Annotated in this window: 20 protein-coding genes and 1 pseudogene; 15 read left to right on the top strand and 6 right to left on the bottom strand. The window is 70.7% G+C overall.

The window, feature by feature from the left end; genetic code table 11:
• Positions 1-464: 464 nt before the first annotated feature.
• Entirely contained in the window at positions 465-764 is a 300-nt protein-coding gene (locus D474_RS0109210; RefSeq protein WP_017588640.1) for a WhiB family transcriptional regulator, read from the top strand.
• Between the two features lie 123 nt (positions 765-887).
• Here the strand turns inward: D474_RS0109210 and D474_RS0109205 are convergent, their stop codons facing one another.
• Together D474_RS0109205 and D474_RS0109200 are read right to left on the bottom strand one after the other, a co-directional pair.
• Positions 888-2,177 (bottom strand): phosphoribosyltransferase family protein, encoded by a 1,290-nt coding sequence (locus D474_RS0109205; protein ID WP_026118320.1) that lies wholly within the window; start codon positions 2,175-2,177, stop codon positions 888-890.
• Between the two features lie 97 nt (positions 2,178-2,274).
• Positions 2,275-2,856 carry a GNAT family N-acetyltransferase gene (locus D474_RS0109200; protein WP_017613290.1) on the bottom strand — a complete coding sequence of 194 codons (582 nt, stop codon included), beginning with the start codon at positions 2,854-2,856 and terminating at the stop codon, positions 2,275-2,277.
• 534 nt (positions 2,857-3,390) lie between these two features.
• Here D474_RS0109200 and D474_RS0109195 point away from each other — a divergent pair.
• Positions 3,391-4,587: an MFS transporter gene (locus D474_RS0109195; protein WP_017613289.1), complete on the top strand. Its 1,197-nt coding sequence runs from the start codon at positions 3,391-3,393 to the stop codon at positions 4,585-4,587.
• A gap of 113 nt (positions 4,588-4,700) precedes the next feature.
• On the opposite strand, the gene D474_RS0109190 is transcribed toward D474_RS0109195, so the two are convergent.
• The 3 genes and pseudogenes from D474_RS0109190 to D474_RS28105 form a co-directional block, all read right to left on the bottom strand.
• Positions 4,701-5,504, bottom strand: coding sequence for a hypothetical protein (locus D474_RS0109190; RefSeq protein ID WP_026118319.1), 804 nt, complete (start codon positions 5,502-5,504; stop codon positions 4,701-4,703).
• 30 nt (positions 5,505-5,534) lie between these two features.
• Positions 5,535-6,959, bottom strand: coding sequence for a hypothetical protein (locus tag D474_RS0109185; RefSeq protein WP_017613287.1), 1,425 nt, complete (start codon positions 6,957-6,959; stop codon positions 5,535-5,537).
• A 425-nt stretch (positions 6,960-7,384) separates the two neighbouring features.
• Positions 7,385-8,346: pseudogene (locus tag D474_RS28105) on the bottom strand (YihY/virulence factor BrkB family protein).
• Between the two features lie 412 nt (positions 8,347-8,758).
• On the opposite strand from D474_RS28105, the gene D474_RS0109175 reads away from it, so the two are divergent.
• The 10 genes from D474_RS0109175 to D474_RS0109130 all read left to right on the top strand — a co-directional run bounded on the left by D474_RS0109175 (position 8,759) and on the right by D474_RS0109130 (position 20,387).
• Positions 8,759-10,450 (top strand): nitrite/sulfite reductase, encoded by a 1,692-nt coding sequence (locus tag D474_RS0109175; RefSeq protein ID WP_017613285.1) that lies wholly within the window; start codon positions 8,759-8,761, stop codon positions 10,448-10,450.
• A 70-nt stretch (positions 10,451-10,520) separates the two neighbouring features.
• Positions 10,521-10,721 carry a hypothetical protein gene (locus D474_RS0109170; protein WP_017613284.1) on the top strand — a complete coding sequence of 67 codons (201 nt, stop codon included), beginning with the start codon at positions 10,521-10,523 and terminating at the stop codon, positions 10,719-10,721.
• Positions 10,718-11,416, top strand: a complete 699-nt coding sequence (locus D474_RS0109165; protein WP_017613283.1) for a phosphoadenylyl-sulfate reductase — start codon at positions 10,718-10,720, stop codon at positions 11,414-11,416. Before D474_RS0109170 ends, D474_RS0109165 begins: the two co-directional genes overlap by 4 nt.
• A gap of 90 nt (positions 11,417-11,506) precedes the next feature.
• Positions 11,507-12,250: a sirohydrochlorin chelatase gene (locus D474_RS0109160; protein ID WP_017613282.1), complete on the top strand. Its 744-nt coding sequence runs from the start codon at positions 11,507-11,509 to the stop codon at positions 12,248-12,250.
• Positions 12,251-12,281: 31 nt separating this feature from the next.
• Positions 12,282-13,094 (top strand): formylglycine-generating enzyme family protein, encoded by an 813-nt coding sequence (locus D474_RS0109155; RefSeq protein ID WP_017613281.1) that lies wholly within the window; start codon positions 12,282-12,284, stop codon positions 13,092-13,094.
• Between the two features lie 614 nt (positions 13,095-13,708).
• Positions 13,709-14,377, top strand: coding sequence for a pyridoxine/pyridoxamine 5'-phosphate oxidase (locus tag D474_RS0109150; RefSeq protein WP_017613280.1), 669 nt, complete (start codon positions 13,709-13,711; stop codon positions 14,375-14,377).
• A 163-nt stretch (positions 14,378-14,540) separates the two neighbouring features.
• Positions 14,541-16,172 (top strand): acyl-CoA dehydrogenase family protein, encoded by a 1,632-nt coding sequence (locus tag D474_RS0109145; RefSeq protein ID WP_017613279.1) that lies wholly within the window; start codon positions 14,541-14,543, stop codon positions 16,170-16,172.
• Between the two features lie 268 nt (positions 16,173-16,440).
• Positions 16,441-18,585: a glycogen debranching protein GlgX gene (gene glgX, locus D474_RS0109140; protein WP_017613278.1), complete on the top strand. Its 2,145-nt coding sequence runs from the start codon at positions 16,441-16,443 to the stop codon at positions 18,583-18,585.
• A 74-nt stretch (positions 18,586-18,659) separates the two neighbouring features.
• Positions 18,660-19,433 carry a dihydrofolate reductase family protein gene (locus D474_RS0109135; RefSeq protein WP_017613277.1) on the top strand — a complete coding sequence of 258 codons (774 nt, stop codon included), beginning with the start codon at positions 18,660-18,662 and terminating at the stop codon, positions 19,431-19,433.
• 165 nt (positions 19,434-19,598) lie between these two features.
• Positions 19,599-20,387 carry a GntR family transcriptional regulator gene (locus D474_RS0109130; protein WP_040703219.1) on the top strand — a complete coding sequence of 263 codons (789 nt, stop codon included), beginning with the start codon at positions 19,599-19,601 and terminating at the stop codon, positions 20,385-20,387.
• A gap of 132 nt (positions 20,388-20,519) precedes the next feature.
• On the opposite strand, the gene D474_RS0109125 is transcribed toward D474_RS0109130, so the two are convergent.
• Positions 20,520-20,924, bottom strand: coding sequence for a hypothetical protein (locus tag D474_RS0109125; protein WP_017613275.1), 405 nt, complete (start codon positions 20,922-20,924; stop codon positions 20,520-20,522).
• Positions 20,925-21,157: 233 nt separating this feature from the next.
• Between D474_RS0109125 and msrB the strand changes: the two genes are divergently transcribed.
• The 3 genes from msrB to D474_RS0109110 all read left to right on the top strand — a co-directional run bounded on the left by msrB (position 21,158) and on the right by D474_RS0109110 (position 23,308).
• Complete coding sequence (msrB, locus tag D474_RS0109120) at positions 21,158-21,601, top strand: peptide-methionine (R)-S-oxide reductase MsrB (protein WP_017613274.1); 444 nt, start codon at positions 21,158-21,160, stop codon at positions 21,599-21,601.
• Positions 21,602-21,876: 275 nt separating this feature from the next.
• A complete protein-coding gene (locus D474_RS0109115) occupies positions 21,877-22,545 on the top strand; it encodes a phosphatidylserine decarboxylase (RefSeq protein ID WP_017613273.1) in 669 nt (222 codons plus the stop codon).
• Positions 22,532-23,308 carry a CDP-alcohol phosphatidyltransferase family protein gene (locus D474_RS0109110; RefSeq protein ID WP_017613272.1) on the top strand — a complete coding sequence of 259 codons (777 nt, stop codon included), beginning with the start codon at positions 22,532-22,534 and terminating at the stop codon, positions 23,306-23,308. The genes D474_RS0109115 and D474_RS0109110 overlap by 14 nt, the downstream gene beginning before the upstream one ends.
• Positions 23,309-23,438: the final 130 nt, after the last annotated feature.

Raw genomic sequence — 23,438 nt, 5'->3', positions numbered from 1 at the left:
TTGGGACCGCAATGTGATCGGCGCATCAGGAAGCCGCCCTAGGCAGCCGGGACATCGCACCATACGATGTGCTGTGTCCTTCGCAAGGGTCCCACTCCTGCAATAAAGGACAAACTCGGACAAACAGCCAGAGATCAGCCGTGACGCGTCAGGTTTCGGTAACGGTTGAACGAGTAATTTCCCTACCCCCCGTGCATGAGCGGGAGTGGGGATGGCATGATTACGTACCGGCCCGGACGGAGGCCTGTCACCGCCTCCGCCGCCGTTCGCGTGAGAGCACTCCGCCCTTCGGATTCACTGCCGCTCAGGTCTGTGCTTCTCGTGGCTTCAGCCACACCGGGGAACATCGTTCGCACCGCCCGGCGTTTGCGTCCAGGCGAGTGACTCGCGCCAGCATGACCGACTTTTTGGTGACTGAAGCTTTTCCGACAGCTTACTAGTGATTCAGTAGAGGTGGTTCAAGCATGTCTCAGGTACGTCGGCAGGCCGCGCTGCGCCCCCGCCCGAGCTGGGGGTGGCAGGATGCCGCCGCGTGCCGGGGCGAGGACCTTGTGCTCTTCTTCGGACCCGACGGCGAACGCCAGCCCGAGCGGGAGATCCGGGAGCGCAAGGCCAAGGAGATCTGTGCGGCCTGCCCGGTTCGGACCGACTGCCTGGACTATGCGATCTCGCGTCCGGAGAAGTACGGAACCTGGGGCGGCCTCAACGAGGACGAGCGCGCTTCCGAGCGCCGCCGCCGTATGCGCCGCGCCAACGCCGCCTAGCGCACCCCCGGCAGACACAGAACTCCCCCGGTGGCCCCGGCCCCGAATGAACCCGCGGCGCCCCAGACGTCTCCACGTCGGCGGCGCCGCGGGTTCTTTCATGCCTTCTTCACGAAAGGGACCTCAGGGCAGGTGGCGCTCGAACCAGGCCACCGATTCCGAGGCCACCCGGCGCCAGTTCCACGCGCCCCGCAGCACGTCCTCGGTTCCGGTCAGTACCTCCAAGCCGCTGGGGCCGCCCAACCGCCCCCGCGCCCACTCGCCGATCTCGCGAACGAACGAGTCCCGGCTCTCCAGGAGTACCAGCACGGGCGCGCGTACTGCTGCCAGGCTCTCCTCCGCGCGATCGATCCGGCCGCCGTGGACCACGACCGCGCCGACGTCCTCGGGCCTCTCGGCCGCGGTGACCAGCGCGACCGGCGCCGCCGAGCCCGAACCCAGAATCGCGAGGGGGCCTTCGGCCGCGTCCGTCGAGCGGCGGAGCCACGTCACCGCCTCGCCGAGCCGTTCACCCAGGGGACCGGCCTCCGCACCGCCGTCGGCACGTTCGTCGGCGGTCAGGAGGTCCAGGGAGAGCGTCGCGTACCCCGCTCGGCGCAGGATCGCTGCCACACCCTTCCAACGGGGGTCGCCACTGTCCTCCCCCAGGGCCATGACCACGGCCCCGCGCAACGGTGTGGGAACGGTGAGCTCTCCGTCCAGGCGAACACGGCCTGCGCGCACACGTACACCGCGCACCGACTCCTGCCCGCCGCGCACACGGGCGCGCTCGTCCAGGATCGCACTCACGTGGCCGTCGGTGAGCGGGCCGAACTCGCGGTACCAGTCCCCCACCGCACGGAAGTTGTCCGGGACGCTCAGCACGACCAGTTCGTCGACCTCCGGGCGCAGCACCTCCACCGCCTCGGGTGAGGCCACCGGGACCGCCAGTACCAGACGGGACGGCGCCTGGGCTCTGAGCATGCGCAGGGCCGCACGGGCGGTGACACCGGTGTCCGCCCCGTCGTCGACGACCACGCAGTCGCGCCCGGCCACCGACGGGAGCGGACGTTCGCCCCGGTAGAGGTCGCTGGTCCGGGCGAGCTCGGCGCGTTCGTCCTCGACCGCGTGCTCCAGTGCCCTTCTGGGCAGGCGCAGGCGGGCCAGGGCGCGGTCGTCGTAGAAGACGTGTCCGTCCTCGGAGACCGCACCGGCGGCGGTGCCGGGGACTCCTGGCACGTCGATCCGGCGGACCAGGAGCACGTCGAAGTCGAGCTCGAGTGCGTGGGCGAGTTCCGCGCCGACCGGGACGCCTCCCCTGGGCAGGGCCAGGACCACGGGGTCGTCCACGGCCAGGGGCCGCACCCGCTCGGCGAGGCGGTCGCCTGCCTGGATCCGGTCGGTGAAGGGCAGCGAGACGGGTACCGGGTTCATGTCCACCTCCGGCGCCTGCGTCGGGCGGGCACCGCTCCTCTCGTCGGCGCTGGGGCCGCTGGAAAAGTGGTACGGGCATACCCCCGCGGACGCGCCTTCACAACCCCGGACCGTGGAAAGTTCCGACCGGGGCAGCGTTGCGCAGAACCCCCATGAGAAGGGCGTCGTGGCGCCGCCCCTCCCACAGCAGGGCATCGCGCAGACGCCCCTCCACGACGAACCCGCAGGAGCGGTACACCGCGATCGCACGCATGTTGAAGGCGTACACGTGCAGCCAGACGCGGTGCAGGCCCACGCGTTCGAAGGCGTACTCCAGAACGAGTTCGGTGGCCTCGCGGCCCAGCCCCTGCCCGGTGAACTCGATGGCAGAGAGCGCGATGCGGTACCCGGCACTCTCGTTCTCGGGTTCGACCGCGTACAGGGAGAGGTCGCCGAGGTATCGGCCGTCCCTGGACGAGGTGATGGCCAGGTCGAGGCGTTCGTGGTCGTCGGCGCGGCTCGCGCACCAGGACTGGGCCTGTGCGTAGCTGCGGTGGCGGTGGCTCCCGGTCAGGCGGCGGATCTCGGCGTCGAGGCCGGACGCGAAGTAGTCCTCGGCGTGTTCGGGGGACAGGGGGACCAGGCGCACGTTCTTGCCGACGAGGGTGGGCGTGTCACGCAGTGCGCTCGTGTTGATCATGGAACCTTCCCGTTGCGACCGGCGGTGCGGGGCCGGCGAGGGTCTGCAGTCAGGGGCGGGTGCCGCAGGGGTGGGGCGGACGCGGCGGGCCGGTCCAGGCCCGGAACGGGCGGGGCTGGGGGCTCACGGGGGCGTGTGGGTTGACTTCCTTCCCCACCCCGGCGCCCGGGACTCCTGCCCCGGGCGATCGATCGGAGCCGCGGCATACGGGGCGGGGACGCTCCAGGGTCTGTTCGCCGGACGGCTTGCGCTGCTTCGGCGACTGCTGCGCCACCGGGAGTCGCTCGGCGGCCGTCGGCGGGTGAGGGGTGGGGGTATCCGGTGGTGCTTCCACAGGGCCGAAGGGAGGAGGCCCTCTGCCGTGCACTCGTCGCAGGCCCAGCAGCATCACACGGCGAGCCCGCTCCGGATACGCCGTCAGCTGATGAGAACGCCGTGAGAGTGCCGCTCGGACGTCGCGCATCGGATGATTCGTGTCCGCCGAACCGGACCTAGGATCCGGCACGCACCGACACACGCCACTGGAGGCACCGCGTGACCCGCACCCCCGACCCCACGGCCGCTCCCCCGGAGGCCAGACGGGCCCGCCTGGCGGTCTCGTCCCTCTTCTTCATCAACGGCTTCACGTACACCAACGTGGTGCCCTGGTTGCCCGTGCTCAAGGAGCGCCTGGGCTTGGGCAACGCCGAGCTGGGAACGGCGATCGCGGCCATGCCCACCGGGGCGATCCTGACGGGGATGCTCGCCGGCCCCCTCATCCACCGGTTCGGGAGCGGGCGCACGGCCGTGGGCGGCAGCCTGCTGTCGTTGGGAGCGCTTCCCGCCGTGGCGCTCGCGCAGGAGTGGTGGATGCTCGCTGCGACCCTGTTCTTCCTCGGGTGTGCCGACGCCTGGACCGATGCCGCCCAGAACGCACACGGGCTGCGGGTGCAGTTGCGGTACCGGCGCAGCATCATCAACACCTTCCACGCCGTGTGGAGCCTGGCCGCGGTCGGTGGCGGGTTCCTGGGCGCGGCGATGGCGGGGGCGGGAACCCCGATGCTCGTGCACCTGGGCGGGGTCGCGCTCGTGCTGTTCGCGCTGAACCTGGTGGTGAGCCGAATGCTGCTGCCCGGTCCCGAGGACAGTGAGCGCTCCGAGGGCACGGACGGCAACGGCGGGCGCGGGGTGCGGCCGGGTGCGCGCACCCTGGTGCTGTTGGCCGCGCTGGGACTGCTGTTGATGTTCGCGAGCGGGATCGAGGACTCGGCCGCCTCGTGGGGCGCGGTCTACCTGACCTCGGAACTGTCGGCGTCACTGTTCGTCGCGGCACTGCCCTTCGTTGCGTGCCAGGCGATGATGACGATCGGGCGTCTGCTCGGCGACCGGGTCACCGACCGGTTCGGTGCGGTGGCCGTGGGGCGGGTCAGCGGGCTGTTGGCCGCGGGCGGCATGGGACTGGCTCTGGTGCTGTCCCATCCGGTAGCAGCGGTCGTGGGTTTCGGGATCATGGGACTGGGTGTGGCCACGCTCTTCCCGCTCACCCTGGCGGCGGCGGGAAACGTACCGGGGGTGCATGCAGGGGACGGGGTCACCGTCGTGGGCTGGTTGGGCCGCGTAGGCTTCCTCGCCTTCCCCCCGGCCGTGGGTGTGCTGGCCGACACCACGTCGCTGGGACAGGCGCTCTGGCTGATCTCTGCTGCAGGGGCCGCGGTGCTCCTTCTCGCGGGGGTTCTGCGCCCGCGCCGCTGACCCGGTGCGACCGGGCTCTGCGGGCCGCGGACGCAAGAAGGGCCCCCGACCGCGAACGGCCGAGGGCCCCGTAGGACACCGTGCACCGCGGGCGCACGGGTCCACCGCGGGTCTTACTCCACGGGTGCCGGACGGCGGGAGCCGGCCCACAGGGCCAACGCGCCGATACCCGTCACGACCGCACCGCCGAGAACGAAGCCCTGCATGTCGGCGCCGGTGGCAGCGAGTTCCTCGCCGCCCTCGTCGCCGTCGTCGCCGGACTCGTCGCCGCCGGTGTCCTCGCCGCCGCCCTCGGCCGGGGCCTCGGGCGCCGGGCCGGGAGCACCCGGCACCTGGATGTCGTCGCCGGGCGGCTCCTCACCCGGGGGCTCCTCGCCGGGGGGCGGGTCCTCGGGGTCACCCGGGTCCTCGGGGTCCTCAGGATCCTCCGGGTCCTCAGGATCCTCGGGGTCCTCCGGGTCCTCAGGATCCTCGGGGTCCTCCGGGTCCTCGGGGTCACCCGGGTCCTCACCGGGCGGGTCCTCGGGCGGGAACTCCGGGTCCTCAGGATCCTCCGGCGGGAACTCGGGGTCCTCCGGCGGGTCCTCACCCGGGGGCTCCTCAGGCGGAAGCTCCGGGTCCTCGGGCTCCTCGGGAACCTCCGGCTCCTCCGGCTCGGGGAAGAGCGGGGGGAGGTCCAGGTCGAGCTCCACGGCCGGGAGGGACACGGGGTCCTCCTCGACCGGGACCTCCGGAAGGGGGCCTTCCGACTCTTGCTGCTCCTGCTCCTCCTCCGGCACCACAGGGGCGTCGGGGGCGGTCTCAGGTGCCTCAGGGGCGTTCTCGTCCACCACGTCGGCGAAGGCCGGGCTGACGGAGAACCCCGCCATGAACAGGCCTGCCGCCGTCACGGTCAACACGCGATTCTTCGGAGACATCCCACTCCTTTCTTTCTCATCGGGGGTGATTCATTGAGGGGGGATGGCATAGAGGTGGTCCTCGTGGACCACGACGGCGTTCTCACCGAGGAGGCCGGACGGCGCCTGGGCACCCTCCTCCAGTTCGGCCGGTTCCCCGTCGGCGTCGACCGCGACGGTGGACCCGGTGAGTTCGCCGTAGACCAGGGGGCCGGCCGAGATCGTGGGTTCGAACCCGTCCACGACGGCCGAATCGCCGCTTCCCGGGTCGACCACGACCGGGCCGTAGGCGAGCAGTTCGGAGCCGATCGGGCCGGAGCGGTGCGCAGCGTCCTCGAGATCGTCCTCGGCGATCTCGGCGCCTCCGACCGGCTCTCCGGTCTCACTGTCGTGGAAGGCCAGGTACTCGCCGTCGCCCCGCAGTGCTTCCCATCGGATGATGACGTACTCGCGCAGCGCCGTGACGATGCCGAGCATCTCCCCCGCCTCGTCCGGGCGGCGGGGGTCGATCTCCTCGGCCTGGCCCTCGAGGTCGACCCAGCTCCACGGGCCGTTGGCCACCGCGGCCAGGACCCGGTCGCCGTCGGCGAGCATGGCGCCGCCACCGTCGGGCATCTCGACCTCGACGAGCTCGCCGCCGGAGACCACCAGGCGTTCCTCGTCGGAACGCACGAGCACCGACCCGCCCACGTACTGGGGCGAGGCCTCCGAGCCGAGGGGGACGGTCTCGTGGGCGCCGCCGCCGGTGGGCCAGAACAGCAGTTCCTCGGAGGTCTCCAGGACCACAGCCGGTTCGTCGTCGTGGAGGACGAAGCGGGGCGCCCCGATGACCTCGGCTCCGCCCACGGGCAGGTCGGCGGCCCATTCCCGGGTCCCGTCGGACGCCAGGAGGTTGAGCCTCTCGTCCGCGCCCACGAACGCGAGCTGTTCGCCGTCGCGGCTGATGCCGGGCAGCGTTCCGGGGGCCAGTGCGTGGTCGAAGACGACGGTGTCGGTGAAACCGACGGGGGCCGGGTGTTCCAGGACGGCGTCATCGCTCTCCTCGGCCTGCGGGGCTCCCAGCGGCAGCAGCTGCCAACTGGCGACACCGACGCCGGCCACGAGTGCGAGGGCGATCGCCGCCGCGCCGACGATGATCAGTCCGCGTCCGGACCGACCGCCGGACCGCTCCGTGCCCGGGAGCGGAGGCAGGGGCGGCTCGGCCCCGGGATGGTCGGCGGACTGCACGACGCCGTCGGGGGTGGCGACCAGTCTCCAGTAGCCGTTCGCGTCACGGGCGTCGATGAGCACCGGAAGGCCGATCCTCGCCGCGTGTTCGGTCGCGGTGTCGAGGGCCGCGCGCCTGGTGTCCTTGGGCACCTGGCCCGTGACGACCTGGCGGTGTCCGTCGATGTGGATCTCGGCGCTGCGTTCGTCGGGTGCGATGACGATGACGGCGGTGGGCCGGGTCTGCCCCGGACGGGACGCCCGGCTCATGGTGCCTCCGAAGGCATGGGGAACGTGGACCTGTTCGTGTACGGCTGACGGGGATCGTCGGTCTGCGCCTCTGCGCGGCCAGGAATCAGGGGGTCACCACACAACGGTGATGCGAATCGCGTAGTCGACGCACCAGGCGATCATACTGACGTCGGCCCCTGCCTCTCAGGTCCTTCCCGAACCCGCGAATCGGACAGCAATCATGAAATGTCCACACGGTTTTCGGCCCTCTCTTTTCTGACCAGGCAAGACGTCTGCAGGTCCGGACCCGCGGGGCTCGCCCCGTCCCTGCCGACGCTGGTGTGGACACGCCCGGATCGCAATTGGTTCACAACCAAAATGGCCGGATCCGGCCACGTGGCGCCCCTGGGCCCCGCCGGGAACCACCTGTCCCACCCCGAAGGCCCCTACGGGCGCGCGCGTGCTCAGGGTGATCGGTGCTCCCCGAAGACCTCGATGACCGCCTGCTCCCTGCGACGGGCAAGCCGGTCGGCGCGTTCGAAACCCCGGTTGGCGATTTCGGCCCGCGCCGCTGCGGTGCGCACGGTGGGCCACATCGCGTCGATCTCGGAGTTCAGGCACGACCCGGCCAACACCGCGAACGCCATGACGAACAGCCATGCCAGGATCGCGATGGGCGCGGCCAGGGAGCCGTAGATGCTCACCTGGCCGAAGGAGGCGTCCAGGTAAGCGCGCAGAGCCGCCGAGCCCAGCATGAGCACGGCCGTGGCCAGCAGTGCCCCCGGCAGATGCCGGCGCAGGGGTGTGCGCACCGGGACGCTGAGCACGTAGAGGAACGTGACCGCGACCGTGGCCAGGAGGGCGACCGTCGGCCAGTAGAACAGGCGCATGCGTCCGGCCATGAACGGCAGCAGGTCCTGGATCAGGTTGGGCCCGGCCACCAGGATCGGCAGCACCAGCAGAGCGAATACGAGCCCGCCCAGGTAGGCCACGAACGCGAGCAGGCGCTGGGCCGGCCAGCCACGGAGCTCGTCGAGGCCGTAGGAGATCGTGATCGAGCGAATGAAGACGTTCATCGCGCGCGAGCCCGACCAGAGCGAGATCAGGAAGGTCACCGACAGCAGCCCGCCCTGGAACCCGCCGAGGAAGTCGTCGACGAGCGGCTCGACGACCTCGGTGACCGTCTCCGGAGTCAGGACCCGGGCCGTGAGATCCAGGACCCACACCCGGATCTCCTCGACGGTGTCGCGCCCCACGACCGCGGACAGCGAGGCGATGGCACCCACGAGGCACAGCAGCAGGGCCGGCAGGGAGACGAGGGTGAAGAANCGGTTCGCACGGCGAGCAGCCCCGCGCCGTCGAGCCGCGGATGCCGACGCTGCCATGCGAACCACCAGCGCCACAGGCCTTCCCAGAATCCCTCCACGGGGGAAACGGTAACCCGCCACCGAGGAGCGGGAACGGGCGGGCGACACAGCGGCGTGATGTGACTCACGCGCGCGCAGGGACGGCCGCATCTGGACAACGGTGCCGACAACGTGCCATTCTCACAAGCATGATCGCTGCTCTGGATCCCATGCTCTGCGTGCGCCGCCACGTGGACTTCCAGCGGGTCCGCAGCGCCATCTGTCGCAGCGTCGGTTGATTTCGCCGCACAGTGTGACGCACCCACGACACAGGGGTGCGCGCGGCCCCCGGCGCCTGCTCTTCCTCGACTCCCACGCACCGTGGTTCTCTCCCGTACCGATCCCGCACGACGACGTGCGCTCCCGGGTACGGGCCGGTGGTGCGGGCGCACGGGCCGCGAGCTCCCCGCGATCCTTTCGGAGACACCCGCGATGCCTCCCTCTTCCGCGCAGACCGGCAAGGCCCCCACCAAGGCCAAGCGACGCCGCGGCGAGGGCCAGTGGGCCCTCGGCTACCGCGAGCCGCTCAACAAGAACGAGGAGAACAAGAAGAACGACGACGGGCTCAACGTCCGCGATCGGATCATCAACATCTACTCCAAGGCCGGGTTCGACTCGATCGACCCCGCCGACCTGCGTGGCCGGTTCCGATGGTTCGGCCTCTACACCCAGCGCGCCCCGGGCATCGACGGCGGGAAGACGGCCGTGCTGGAGCCGGAAGAGCTCGACGACCGCTACTTCATGATGCGCGTGCGCATCGACGGCGGTCAGCTCTCCGCCGCCCAACTGCGCGCCGTCGCCGAGGTCTCCCGCGACTACGCGCGCGACACCGCAGACATCACCGACCGGCAGAACGTCCAGTACCACTGGATCCGTGTCGAGGACGTCCCGGCGATCTGGGAGAAGCTCGAGTCGGTCGGGCTGTCCACGACCGAGGCCTGCGGCGACACTCCCCGTGTGATCCTCGGCTGCCCCCTTGCCGGTGTGGCCGCGGAGGAGGTCATCGACGCGAGCCCGCAGATCGAGCAGATCTACGAGGACCACATCGGCAGCCCCTTGTACTCGAACCTGCCTCGCAAGTTCAAGTCCTCCATCTCGGGCTGCACCTCGCACTGCGTCAACCACGAGATCAACGACGTCGCGTTCGTGGGCGTGCGCAACGAGCACGGCGAGACGGGCTACGACCTGTTCGTGGGCGGCGGGCTCTCCACCAACCCGATGTTCGCCAAGCGTCTGGGCACGTTCGTGCGGCCCGACCAGGTCAGCGAGGTGTGGGCCGGGGTCTGCGCGGTCTTCCGCGACTACGGGTTCCGCCGTCTGCGTACTCGCGCGCGCATCAAGTTCCTCATCAAGGAGTGGGGCGCCGAGAAGTTCCGCGAGGTACTGGAGAACGAGTACCTGGGGCACAGCTTGCCGGACGGCCCCGGTCCGGAGCTGGACGAGGGCGTGCGGCGCGACCACGTGGGTGTGCGTCCCCAGCGCGACGGCAAGTTCTACGTCGGGTTCGCGCCGAAGGTCGGCCGTGTCACCGGCAGCTCGCTGCTGCGCGTGGCCGAGATCGCCGAGGCCCACGGGTCGGACCGGATCCGCACGACCGCCGACCAGAAGCTCGTGATCCTGGACATCGACGGGGACGACACCGCGGCGATCACCGCCGACCTGGAGGCAGAGGGGTACGAGGTCAACCCGAGCACCTTCCGCCGCCAGACGATGGCCTGCACCGGTATCGAGTTCTGCAAGCTCGCCATCGTGGAGACCAAGGACCGGGCTGCCACGCTGATCGACGAGTTGGAGAAGCGCCTCCCGGACTTCGACGAACCGCTGAGCATCAACGTCAACGGCTGCCCGAACTCCTGCGCCCGGATCCAGGTCGCCGACATCGGGCTCAAGGGCCAGCTCGTGTTGAACGAGCACGGCGAGCAGGTGGAGGGGTACCAGATCCACCTGGGCGGCGGCATGGGCCTGACCAACAGCTTCGGCAAGAAGGTCCGCGGGTTGAAGACCACCGCCGAGGACCTGCCCGACTACGTCGAGCGGGTGCTCCGCCGGTTCAAGGACCAGAAGGAAGAGGGCGAGACCTTCGCCGCCTGGGCCGCCCGCGCCGAGGACGACGACCTGAAGTAGCCCTGCCGGGCGGGCGGTGCCACCGCACGGCGCCGCCCGCCCGCGACCCTGCGACGGAATGAGGTGCGCCATGGCCGAGAGGGCCGCGCCCCACTACTGCCCCTACTGCGGTGACGAGGACCTGATCCCCGAGGAGGGAGCCGGTATCAAGGGCCAGGGTTACCCGTGGGCCTGCCTGGCCTGCGCCCGGGTGTTCCGGGTGACCTACGTGGGCCTGCGTTCGGCCTCGTTCGGCAGTTCACCCTCCCGACCGACGGAAGGCGAAGCATGAACACGCACACCCCCGTGGGCGGGCCCGAGCACGCCGAGCGGGCCGCCCGTGAGCTGGAGGAGGCCTCCGCCCAGGAGATCATCTCCTGGGCCGCGGAGACCTTCGGCGAGGGCCTGTGCATGACGTCCTCCATGGCCGACGCGCTCATGGTGGACCTGGCCTCCCGGCAGGTGCCCGGCATCGACGTCATCTTCCTCGACACCGGTTACCACTTCGCGGAGACCCTCGGGACCCGCGACGCCGTGGACTCCATCTACGACATCAACCTGGTGACCGTGGAGCCGAGACGCACAGTGCCCGAGCAGGACGCCGCCCTGGGACCGCGGCTGTTCGGACGCAACCCGGAGATCTGCTGCCACCTGCGCAAGGTCGAGCCCCTTCAGCGGGCGCTGGAGCCCTACTCGGCATGGCTCACGGGCCTGCGCCGGGAGGACTCGGTGACCCGCCGCGACACCCCGGTGGTGCAATGGGATCCGAAGCGCGGGATGACCAAGGTCAACCCGATCGCCCGCTGGACGCAGGACGACGTGGACACCTACATGGCCGATCACGGTGTGCTGGTCAACCCGCTGCAGGACGACGGCTTCCCGTCCATCGGGTGCGAGCCCTGCACCCGGCGGGTGGAGCCCGGTGAGGACCCGCGCAGCGGCCGGTGGGCCGGCACGGGCAAGACCGAGTGCGGCATCCACGTTTGAACGGCCGGCCGCACCAGCGGCCGGCGCAGGGACGACAGCGGTGACGAGGAAGGAGCAGGGCGCCCCGGTCGTCGGGGGCCCGAGAGGACGATGAGCACTCCGACGCTGCTGGCCGTCGCGCACGGCAGCAAGGACCCCCGCTCGGCCCGGGCGGTGGCCGCTCTCTTCGACCGAGTGCGGTCGCTGCGGCCCGGCCTGGACATGCGGGTCTGCTACCTCGACCACGTCTCGCCCAGCACCGAGGACGCGCTTGCCGCACTCGACGCCGAGGGTGCGGAGGAGGCCGTGGTTCTGCCGACACTGCTGACCGCGGCCTTCCACAGCAAGGTGGACCTGCCGCAGGTGCTGGCCGGGGCCCGTGAACGGGGGCTGGGTGTGCGGGTGCACTACGCCGACACCCTGGGCCCGCACCCTCTGCTCCTGGAGGCGGTGGAGCAGCGCCTGTCCGAGGCCGGTGCGTCACCGTCGCCCGGCACGGCGCTGGTGCTGGCCTCGGCCGGGTCCAGCGACCCGGAGGCCAATGCCACCATCACCGCCATTGCCCGGGAGCTGGCCTGGCGCGGCCCCTGGCGCGAGGTGGTGCCGGCCTTCGCCTCCGCGGCCTCCCCCACGCCCGGGGAGGCCGTGGCTGAGCTTCGCGCACGCGGAGCCGAACGGGTCGCGGTGTCGGGGTACCTGCTCGCGCCCGGGTTCTTCTCGGACCGGGTGCGCAGGCAGGCGACCGAGGCCGGTGCGTCGGTGGTGGCCGACGCGCTGGGGGACATGCCCGAGCTCGCCCGGGTGGTGCTGGACCGCTACGACGCGGCGGTGGCGGTCCGCCACGCGGGTGTGTGAGCGGCGGTGACGAGGTGGGGGCGGGCGACCGATGAACGGGGCCGGCATGCCGTCGATGGCGGAGATCCCCGCGGGTGAGGTCACCCTGCAGAACCGTCGGGCCGGGACCGTGCGGGAGGTGGCGGTCGGTGGTTTCGCACTGGCGGCGGTATCGGTGACGCGGGAGCTGTACCGCACGGTGATGGAACGGGCGGTGGCGGGGCGAGAGGTCGAGGGGCTCGGCAGTCGGCCCTCGGGCGACCGGGGCGACCGAACGACCTGGGGGCTCCGGGGCGACGTTTTCGGGGAACGGCAAGAGGGCTGGGACTCCGACCGGGCTGGGGACTCGGATCGGGGCCCGTTTCCGGTGACGGAGGTTTCCTGGTTCGACGCCCTGCGCTTCTGCGATCTCTGGTCGGCGTCCCTCGGCCTGGTGCCCTGCTACGAGACCTCCCTCCGCGCCGGGGTCGGCGACCCCGACGGTGCGGACGTGGCGGCCGACCCCGACGCCGACGGGTTCCGGCTGCCCACCGAGGCCGAGTGGGAACAGGCCCGCCGTGCCGGGGACACCGGCGTGCGTTACGGGGACCTGGACACCATCGCCTGGTACCGGGGCAACTCCGGCGGGCGCCCCCATCCGGTGGGTTCCCGTGACCCGAACGCGTGGGGGCTGCACGACATGATCGGCAACGTGTGGGAGTGGTGCGAGGACCTGTACGACCCCCACGTGTACGGCCCGTACCGGGTGTTCCGGGGCGGTGGGTGGAACGACCGTCGCTGGGGGTGCCAGGCCTCCGCGCGGCGCAAGAGCCATCCGACGCTGCGCATCGACGACCTCGGGTTCCGGGTGGCGCGTTCCCTCTGATCCCGTCGGCAGAGGGCGGGTCCTGAACCGGCGAACCCCAGGGCCTCGTTGCACACTTCAGCCTTGACGCGTCCCCGAGGAGGACGAGGTCCCCAACGGCGGAGTTCACCCTCATCGCCGCGCCCCACTCCTCCCAGCGGCCCCTCTCACCCCCGGCCCAGCCCGCGCCCCCGGTGCCCCTGCGCCGGTGAGACGCCCTGCGCCTCCCCCGACCTCGGGCTCACCCCGGACACCGTCCGGACACGGCCCCTCGTCCGACCCACGGGGCTCCCCGGATTCATCAGATCCTCCTCTGTCCGAGAGAGGTGGACGAGTCCCCGGCGCCCAGTTCCACCCCTGGACGTGTTCCGTCCCGCGCCCAGCGTCCCCGGTCTCCCCCCCGGCAGCTCGGGCGTGGGCGGGACGCGGTTCCCGCCCCACGAGCTTCGCCCCGCGAGACGGACGTGCATGAGCGACAAAGACCCGATCCTGCTCGCCTTCGGCGACATCCATGGCGGACGACGACGTTCGAGCTGTGGCTCAAGAACGGACAGAGGGCTGGAGCGACGGGCCGACGCGTTCTCGCACAACAGGCCGCAGTGCCCCCGGCAACGGTCACGGGTGAGAATGGGACCATGACCAACGCCGACAGCATCCGCGACCTCCTCATCGGCCTCCCGGTGTTCGCCTCCGGGACGCCCCCGTTCGACCCGGACACCGCGCCGGACGACCCGCTGGACCTCTTCCGCTCCTGGTTCGCGGGGGCCGTCGAGGCGGGCGTCCCGGAACCGCACGCGATGGTGGTGGCCACCGCCGACGGGCGCGGTGCCCCGTCGGCGCGGGTGCTGATCATGAAGGACCTCTCCTCCCGCGGCTGGTGGTTCGCCACGACGACGACCTCCCGCAAGGGCCTCGAGCTCGCGCAGAACCCGAGTACCGCGCTGGTCTTCCACTGGAAGGAACAGGGCCGCCAGGTGCGGGTCGAGGGCGTGGCCGAGTACGCCGGAACCGGGGCGAGCGCGGAGGACTTCCGCCGGCGCCCGTTCGAGTCGCGGGTGGCGGGGCTGCACGGCCGCCAGAGCGAACCGCTGGCCGAGCTCGGCGAGATCGACCGGGCCACCGACAGCTCGCGCGAGCGCCTGGTGCAGGACCCGGACCTCGCGCCGGACGACTGGGGCCTGTACGTGGTGGTCCCGTACGAGGTGGAGTTCTGGCAGGGCGACCCGGACCGGCGGCACACACGCCTGCGGTACGAGCGCAGGGAACCGGGCGGTGAGTGGACCCGCGGGCTCCTCTGGCCCTGAGTTCCCCGGAGCGGCACGGGGCGCGAGTCGGCCCGGCGCTCAACCACCAACCGTTTCGCGGACGTTACGACCTGCTGCTGCCGCCGTCCACACCGCGGGGATAGGATTCCGGCACTTTCCCCCATGACGTCCCCTCCGCGAACCAAGAAGGGCGGTAATCGCGATGCCCCCGACCCACGAGGTGTTCAACCAGGCTGCACCGCTCGGCGACCACTCCGCCGCCGAGGACCCCGCGCTCGTCGAGGGTTTGCGCCGCGAGGGCGCCGAGTGGGCGGAGAACGAGGTCCGGGAGGTGGGCGAGGCCGCCGGGTCGGAGCGGGTGCGTTCCTGGGGCGAGGCCGCCAACACCTACACCCCCGTACTGCACACACACGACCGCTACGGGCACCGCATCGACGAGGTGGAGTACCAGCCCGCCTACCACGTACTGATGGACCAGGCGGTGGGCCACGGCCTGCACGCGGCCCCGTGGGCGGACGAGCGCCCGGGCGCGCACGTGGCGCGCGCGGCCAAGTTCTATCTGTGGTCGCAGCCGGAGGCGGGCCACGGCTGTCCGATCTCGATGACCTACGCGGCGGTCCCGGCGCTGCGCCACTCCCCCGAGCTGGCGCAGCAGTACGAGCCGCTGTTGAGCGCGCGCGAGTACGACTTCGGGCTGCGCGCCCCCGAGAGCAAGCGGGGTCTCATCGCGGGCATGTCGATGACCGAGAAGCAGGGCGGTTCGGACGTGCGCGCCAACACCACGCGCGCGGTTCCGACGTCGGAGGGCTTCCACCGGCTGACGGGGCACAAGTGGTTCACGTCGGCGCCGATGAGCGACGTGTTCCTGACCCTGGCGCAAGCGCCGGAGGGGTTGAGCTGCTTCCTGGTGCCGCGAGTGCTGCCGGACGGCAGTCGCAACACTCTGCACATCCAGCGGTTGAAGGACAAGCTCGGCAACCGGTCGAACGCCTCGGCGGAGTTGGAGTACGACGGCGCGGTCGCACACATGGTGGGTGACCCGGGCCGCGGCGTGCGCACCATCATCGAGATGGTCAACTGCACGCGTCTGGACTGTGTGATCGGGTCGGCCGCCGGGATGCGCGCGGCCCTGACGCACGCGCTGCACCACGCAGAGCACCGCCAGGCCTTCGGCAAGCGCCTGGTGGAGCAGCCGCTGATGCGCAACGTGCTGGCCGACCTCGCGCTTGAGTCGGAGGCGGCCACGGCGTTGATGACGCGCCTGGCGGGGGCCATGGACCGCTCTGTGCGCGGCGACGAGTCGGAGTCGGCATTCCGGCGCCTGGGTGTGGCCGTGGGCAAGTTCTGGGTGACCAAGCGCCAGCCGGCGCACGCGGCCGAGGCGCTGGAGTGCCTGGGCGGCAACGGGTACGTGGAGGAGTCGGGCATGCCGCGGCTCTTCCGGGACTCGCCGCTGAACTCCATCTGGGAGGGTTCGGGCAACGTGGCGGCCCTCGACGTCTTGCGGGCGATGGGCCGAAGTCCCGAGTCGGTGGAGGCCTTCACCGCGGAGCTGGCGGCGGCCCGGGGCGTGGACGACCACTACGATGCGGCGGTCGAGCTCCTCGAGCAGAGCTTGGGCGACCTGAGCGAGCTCGAGTACCGGGCTCGGTCGGTGGTGGAGCTGATGGCGGTGACGCTGCAGGCTTCGGTGCTGCTGCGGTACGCGCCCACGCCGGTGGCGGAGGCGTTCACGCTCTCACGCCTGGGCGGAGGGTCGGGCAGGGTGTTCGGCACGCTGCCCACGGACGTCGACACGGAACTGATCCTGGACCGCGCGCGTCCGCGCCGGTGATCCCGCGGCCGGGCCCGCCCACTCGAGCACGCGGCCTCCCGGGCCCGGCCGTTCTGTCACCCGTCGTCCCGTTTTATTTCTCTTGGGAAACATCGTCCCCTCCCGCCGTTCCTTGTACTGACAATCGGCACATGAAACCCCGTGGCGGGACAGCCGACGAATGATCATCGCGCCAGGTCGGCATACTTCGGCGGAGTGAGCGGAAGGAACAAGGCGTCCGCTTGCCCACGCCCGCGAGGGCCGAGAGACCAAGAGACTGACGACGCCTATGGTGGAAGTCTGGCCAGGAAACTCCTATCCGCTCGGTGCGACCTACGACGGTTCCGGCACCAATTTCTCCCTGTTCTCCGAGGCCGCAGAACGGGTGGACCTTTGCCTGTTCGACGACGCCGGACGCGAGACACGTGTCCCGTTGACCGAGTACGACGGTTTCGTCTGGCACGGTTACCTTCCGGGGATCGGCCCGGGCCAGCAGTACGGATACCGGGTCCACGGGCCCTACGCCCCTGAGCACGGCCTGCGCTGCAACCCGAACAAACTGCTGACCGACCCTTACGCGAAGGCGTTGAACGGTAATCTGACCTGGCACGAATCGCTGTTCAGCTACCATTTCTCCGACCCGGACCGCAAGAACACGGCCGACAGTGCGCCGTACGTGCCCAAATGTGTGGTGGTGAGCCCCTTCTTCGACTGGGGCAACGAGTCCCGGCCGAACACGCCCTACCACCAGACGGTGATCTACGAGGCGCACCTGCGCGGCCTCACCATGCGCCATCCGAGCATCCCCGAGCACCAGAGAGGAACCTATTCGGGTCTGGCGCACCCGGCGGTGATCGACTACCTCACTTCCTTGGGGATCACCGCGGTGGAACTGATGCCGGTGCACCATTTCGTTCCCGAGCACGCGATGGTGGCACGCGGCCTCACCAATTACTGGGGTTACAACACTCTGTCCTTCCTGGCACCCCACAGCGGTTATGCGGCGCTGGGTTCACGGGGCCAGCAGGTACAGGAGTTCAAGGCCATGGTGCGGTCCCTGCACGAGGCCGGCATCGAGGTGCTCCTGGACGTGGTCTACAACCACACCGCCGAGGGCGACCACATGGGTCCGACCCTGTCGCTGCGGGGCATCGACAACCTGAGCTACTACCGGGTCGCCGACGAGGACCAGCGCTACTACCTGGACTACACCGGATGCGGGAACAGCCTGAACGTGCGCCACCCGCACTCGTTGCAGCTCATCATGGACTCGCTGCGCTACTGGGTTCTGGAGATGCACGTGGACGGGTTCCGTTTCGACCTGGCCTCGGCACTCGCGCGGGAGTTCCACGACGTCGACCGGCTGAGCACGTTCTTCGACATCGTCCAGCAGGACCCGGTGATCTCGCAGGTCAAGCTGATCGCGGAACCGTGGGACGTGGGTCCGGGCGGATACCAGGTCGGCAACTTCCCTCCGCTGTGGACCGAGTGGAACGGCAAGTACCGGGACACCGTGCGCGACTACTGGCGGGGAAACGCCGTCGTGGGCGAGCTGGCCTCGCGCCTGGCCGGCTCCAGCGACCTGTACCAGGACGACGGGCGCCGCCCGGTGGCCTCGATCAACTTCATCACCTGCCACGACGGGTTCACGCTGGCCGACCTGGTCTCCTACGACCACAAGCACAACGAGGCCAACGGGGAGGAGAACCGGGACGGCACCGACGACAACCGCTCCTGGAACCACGGTGTGGAGGGCGCCACCCGCGATCCGGCGGTGCTTACCCTTCGGCGGCGGCAAGTACGCAACCACCTGACCACGCTCTTCCTCTCCCAGGGCGTGGTCATGCTCTCCCACGGTGACGAGATCGGCCGTACCCAGGGCGGCAACAACAACGCCTACTGTCAGGACAACGAGATCGCGTGGGTCGACTGGTCCGGCGCCGGAGCGGGCGAGGACGAACCCGCCGACGACCTGTTGGAGTACGTGCGCGAGCTGTCCCGGCTGCGGCGCGAGCACCCCGTGTTCCGACGCCGCCGGTTCTTCCGCGGCAGCCCCGTGGAGGGTTCGCCCACCGGAGAGGACGGCCTGCCCGACATCGCGTGGCTGCGTCCGGACGGCAAGCCCATGGCCGGCGGCGACTGGGACCAGGCGGGCCAGGCTCTGGGGGTCTTCCTCAACGGTGATGCGATCACCGAACCGGACCGGCGCGGCCGTCGTATCCGCGACAACTCGTTCCTCATGCTGTTCAACAGCGGCGCGGAGGCGGTCGACCACACGCTCCCGGGCACCGAGTACGGGATGGCGTGGGAGACCGTGCTGGACACCGCGGAGCCGGACGTGGCGGGCCGCCCCTACGTGTCGGCTTCGTGTCCGGTGCGCGTCATCGACCGGGGGGTGGTGCTGCTGCGGCGGGTCTCGCACCGCGGCGACTGACCCGGCCCGCGGCGGGGCGCGGGGTGGCGACCCCTCCCCCCGCCGCAGCGGCCCGGGTCCTACGCTGGGTGGCCATGGCCCACAGCACCGGCGCGGCGGCGCCCGACACGATCACCTTCCGTGAACTCCTGCCCTGCCCCGGAGTGACGGGGCTGGACCTGGGCGAGGCCTACGCGTACCCGGCGGGGCTGGACCGCCCCTGGGTGCGGGCGAACATGGTCGCCAGCGCCGACGGCGGAGCGGTGGGCACCTCGGGGGGCAGCCGGGATCTGTCCTCGCCCGCGGACCGGCGGGTGCTCGGCACGCTTCGGGGCCTGTGTGACGTCGTGGTGGTGGGCGCCCGCACGGCCCGGGTGGAGGACTNGCAGCACCTGCGGGAGGGGCGCGCGCCGAGCCCGCGGGTGGCGGTGGTCTCCCGGTCGTTGGACGTACCCGAGGCGCTTCTGACAGAGGCCCCCGAGGACGCACGCACCCTGGTTCTGACCACGGATCGGGCCCCTGAGTCGCGACGGGAGCGGGCGGCCGAACACGCGGACGTGGTGGTTGTCGACGGAGCCTCGGTGACACCGGTGCACGTGATCGAGGCGTTGGCCGAGCGCGGCCTGTACCGGGTGCTGACCGAGGGCGGCCCGCACCTGCTGGCGGAGTTCGTGGCGGCGGGTCTGTTGGACGAGTTGTGCCTGACCACGAGCCCCTTCCTCCTGGGCTCGGGGCCGCCGCGTGTGGTGGCCGGAGGCCCTGGGACGCCTGGTGCCCCCGAGAACGCGCCGGCGCGCAGCACCCCGGTCCGGTTGGCTCGTCTGTTGGAGTCGGACGGGCACCTGTTCGCCCGTTACCTGCGTGGTTGAGGAGAGCGGCGTGACGGCCCCGTAACCGGTCGGTTTCGGCCACCCCACAACGACGCATGAACGGCCCCGCAACCGGACATACCCGATGTGTGCCTTGATGGACTCACCGCGACTACACACACCAGTGTTGACGGGGCTTATCGGCTTGGCCCCCCGGCCGAGAGGATGAACGCAGTGCCGACGTCCGAAAACGGGTCCCCTCCGGTCTACCGAGAGATAGCCGAGGAGATGCGCGCTCTGATCCGCTCCGGACAGTACTCCGACGGCGACCGTCTGCCCGGGGAGAACACGATCATGGAGAGCCACGGCGTCGCTCGGGCCACCGCGCGCCAGGCTCTGTCGGTCCTGATCAACGAGGGCCTGGCCGTGGCAGTGCGCGGATCGGGCATCTACGTCCGGCTGTTCCGCCCCGTGCGAAGACACGGGGCGCGACGCCTGTCGAAGGAGCTGTGGGGCAACGGGAGGGCGATCTGGCAGACCGACGGGGCCGACCGCGCCTACCGGGTCGACGGCCTCCGGGTGGAGGAGGCCGCCGCCCGGGAGCATGTGGCCCGCGTACTGGATCTGGAGGAGGGCGCGGGTGTGCTCAGGCGTTCCCGGCGTTACCTCGTGGAGGACCGGCCGGTGCAGGCCGCGGTGTCCTTCCTCCCCCTGGCGTTGCTGGCCGAGCACGCCGATCACCCGTCGGCGCGGAGCATCCGTTCGCAGGACACAGGCCCGGGAGGAATCTACGCCCGACTGTCCGACCTGGGTCTGGCGCCGGCGCACTTCACCGAGGAGATCCGCGTGCGGATGCCCGCGCCGGAGGAGAGCGCGGAACTGCACCTGGCGGCGGGGACCCCTGTGTTGGAGGTGGCACGCACGGCGTTGACCTCGCGGCACCGTCCGGTGGAGTTCAACCAGATCACGATGGACGGTTCGGCCTACGTGCTGCAATACGACTTCGACGCCTGAGCGCCGTGGCTCCGTGCGGGTCGGGCTCCGCACGCGGCCGCCCGCCCCCGCCCTGACACGACGGCGCCCGGGGGCCGAGAGCACCGAAGGGTGCCGTCCACCCCCGGGCGCCGACCCAGCGGTGCCGCGAGGTTACCGGTTCCGTCTCCGCCTGGAGGCGAAGACCAGGAACGCGAGTGCGAGCACCGCGAACCCGACCGCCAGGGCGCCGGCCGCCGCGAAGACCATGCTGTTCTCCGCGGTCATCAACCACTGGGACACCCCGATGCCCAGGACCAACGAGATCCCCAGAGCTGCGAAGGCGAGGAAGGCCATCAGCTTGAGGAGTCTGCCGTCGTTCATGGGTTCGGGGCGCACGTGGTCGATCTGGACGGTCGCGGCCCGGACACTGAGTTCTGCCGCCCAACGCAGTTCCCGCCCCGCGGTGGCCGTGCCGTCGGCGACGGCGCGGACCCGGGCGCGGGCTCCTGCGGTTGCTTCTTCGAGCCACCACAGTCCGTATCGGATTCTGCCTACGCGAAGCGGCTGTTTTGTCACTCCTAGTGATTGCTGAACGGTTACAGCCATGCCACCTGCCTCAGTGATCCACCGAACACTGACCCTCTACCTAGCCCCTACCCGTCACTTTGGGTGCTGAACGTGGTCAAGGATGAAGTTAGGTTTATGTAGCACGTAAGGACGATTTATCTTGCTCCGTGGTGCTTGGCCCCTTTTTGCGTGCACGAAGACCGTGGCAGCGTTCGCGCACGATTCCGGGTAGCGTCGTATGCATGGCTGACTCAGCGGATCGGACCCCGGCCGGAGGCGACGGGGCCCCAGAGCTTCCCAGGACCGACCACGAGTGGCGCGAACGCCTCGACCCGGTGGCCTTCGAGGTCCTCCGCAGGTCGGCGACCGAACGCGCGTGGACCGGCGAGTACGTCGACACCAAGACCGAGGGTGTCTACCGCTGCCGCGGATGCGGGTCCGAACTGTTCCGCTCGGACGAGAAGTACGACTCCCACTGCGGCTGGCCGAGCTTCTTCGACCCGGCCGACAGCGACGCCGTCACCCTGCACGAGGACCGCTCGATGGGCACGGTCCGAACCGAGGTCAGGTGCGCCGCCTGCGAGGGCCACCTGGGCCACGTCTTCTACGGTGAGGGCCACGGGACCCCCACCGACACCCGGTACTGCATCAACTCCGTCGCACTGTCCCTGGAACCGAGGCAGTAGTCTTACCAGCCTGGTTCCGGGCGCGGCCGCCGCCCGCAGCCGTCGAGACAGGACGGCCCCGGCCCCACCGGGGCATCGACCACTCCCCCCGGGATCAGGGATAATCGCATCCAGCGCACCGAGGCCGGCGCCTGCCGACCGAGGAGCGCCGCGCGGAATAGGGGTGAACCACCCGGGTTGTCCGCGCACCAGAGGGACCGGCGACCCCGGTTCCCGTCCCCCACAGCGGTAACCGATGTGCGGGCCACCAGACCCACCCGCGACGAAAGCGCTCGATGACCGACGACTCACCCAACACCGCCCCCGCCCACCGGCCCCCGGCGCGTCCCCGCCTGGGCATGGCCCAGGGGTCGGCGCCCTGGCTGCTGCCCGCACTGGGCGCGGCCGCCGCGGCCGGTCTGGCCTCCCGCGGCTCTCGGGCACGGGCACTGGCGGCAGCACCCGTCGTCGCCCTGGCGGCCGGCATGACCTGGTTCTTCCGCGACCCGGAACGTGGACCGGCCACCGGACGGGTGCTGTCCTCGGCCGACGGCGTCGTTCAGAGCATCGACCCCCAGCCCGACGGTGGCACCCGCGTCGCGGTGTTCATGAACCCCCTCAACGTGCACGTGAACCGTGCGCCACTGGCCGGTGTCATCACCGGTGTCGAACACCGCCCCGGAGGCTTCCGTCCCGCATTCGACAAGGACAGCGAGCGTAATGAACGCGTCATCTGGACCCTTGAAACCGAGATCGGTGAGATCACGGTCGTTCAAATCGCCGGCGCGATGGTCCGGCGTATCGTCCCGTATCTCGCTGCGGGGCAGAAGGTCGAGCAAGGTGAGAGGATCGGCCTCATCCGGTTCGGGTCCCGGGTCGACATCCACCTCCCGGCCGGTGTCACCCCGGCGGTGGAGGTCGGCCAGAAGGTCCGGGCCGGAGAAACACGCCTTGACGCCGACTGACAGCACCGTCGACCCCGAGGCACCTCCTCCCGCCGAGACCGACGACGCGCCCCGGTTGCGCCTCGGGGTGGCCGACTACCTCACGCTCGGCAACGCCCTCTGCGGGTTCCTCGCGGTGTGGGCGCTGGCCATGGCCCAGGCCGGACACCTGGCCGCCGGCGCCGAGGGGTCGCTGCCCCGCGCCGCCGTGGCCACGGCCGGCGCGCTGCTGCTCATCGCCTCTGCCNTCCCCCGCCGGTTCGGCGGGAGCGGCATGGGCGCGGAGCTGGACAACCTCGCCGACGTCATCAGCTTCGGGGTCGCCCCGGCCTTCTTCGTGGTGACCTGGGGCGTGCTCTCCGGCGGGATGAACGTGCTGCCGGTGCTGGCCGGCGGTGCGGTGCTGACCGCCGCGATCGTGCGCCTGGCGCGGTTCTCGTGCCAGGCCCCGGGCACGGACTACTTCACCGGCCTGCCCTCGCCCTTCGGTGCGATGGCGATCGTGACGGTGGTGCTGTTGGATCCTCCCGTCTACGGGGGGCTGGCCGCGGTGCTGCTGATCTCCTGGCTGATGGTGAGCCGCATGGAGTACCCGAAACCGCGGGGCAAGCGCATCTACGCAGTGCTGGGTGCGATCGGTGTGGCCGTGGCTCTGCTGGCGGCCTGGGCGCTGGGTGTGCCCGCCGGCGACGTTCTCATCTACCTCATGAGCGCCCTGGTGCTGCTGTTCATCGTGACCATCCCCTTCTACGTACTGGCGGTGCGGCGGGGCAACTCGGCCTGACCGCCCCCGAACGTGAGAGGAGCCCCCGTACACCGGCGCGTGTACGGGGGCTCCTTCGTGTACGGCCGCGGTAACGGACCGTCGGGCGGGGACGCTTCTATGTCAAGCGGCGGGCCCGTAAGCCCTCTGC

Origin of the sequence: Nocardiopsis salina YIM 90010, assembly GCF_000341025.1 — a bacterium.
GTDB lineage: Bacteria > Actinomycetota > Actinomycetes > Streptosporangiales > Streptosporangiaceae > Nocardiopsis > Nocardiopsis salina.
The sequence above is the reverse complement of the archived record's forward strand: the minus strand, read 5'-3'. Positions and strand labels throughout refer to the sequence as shown.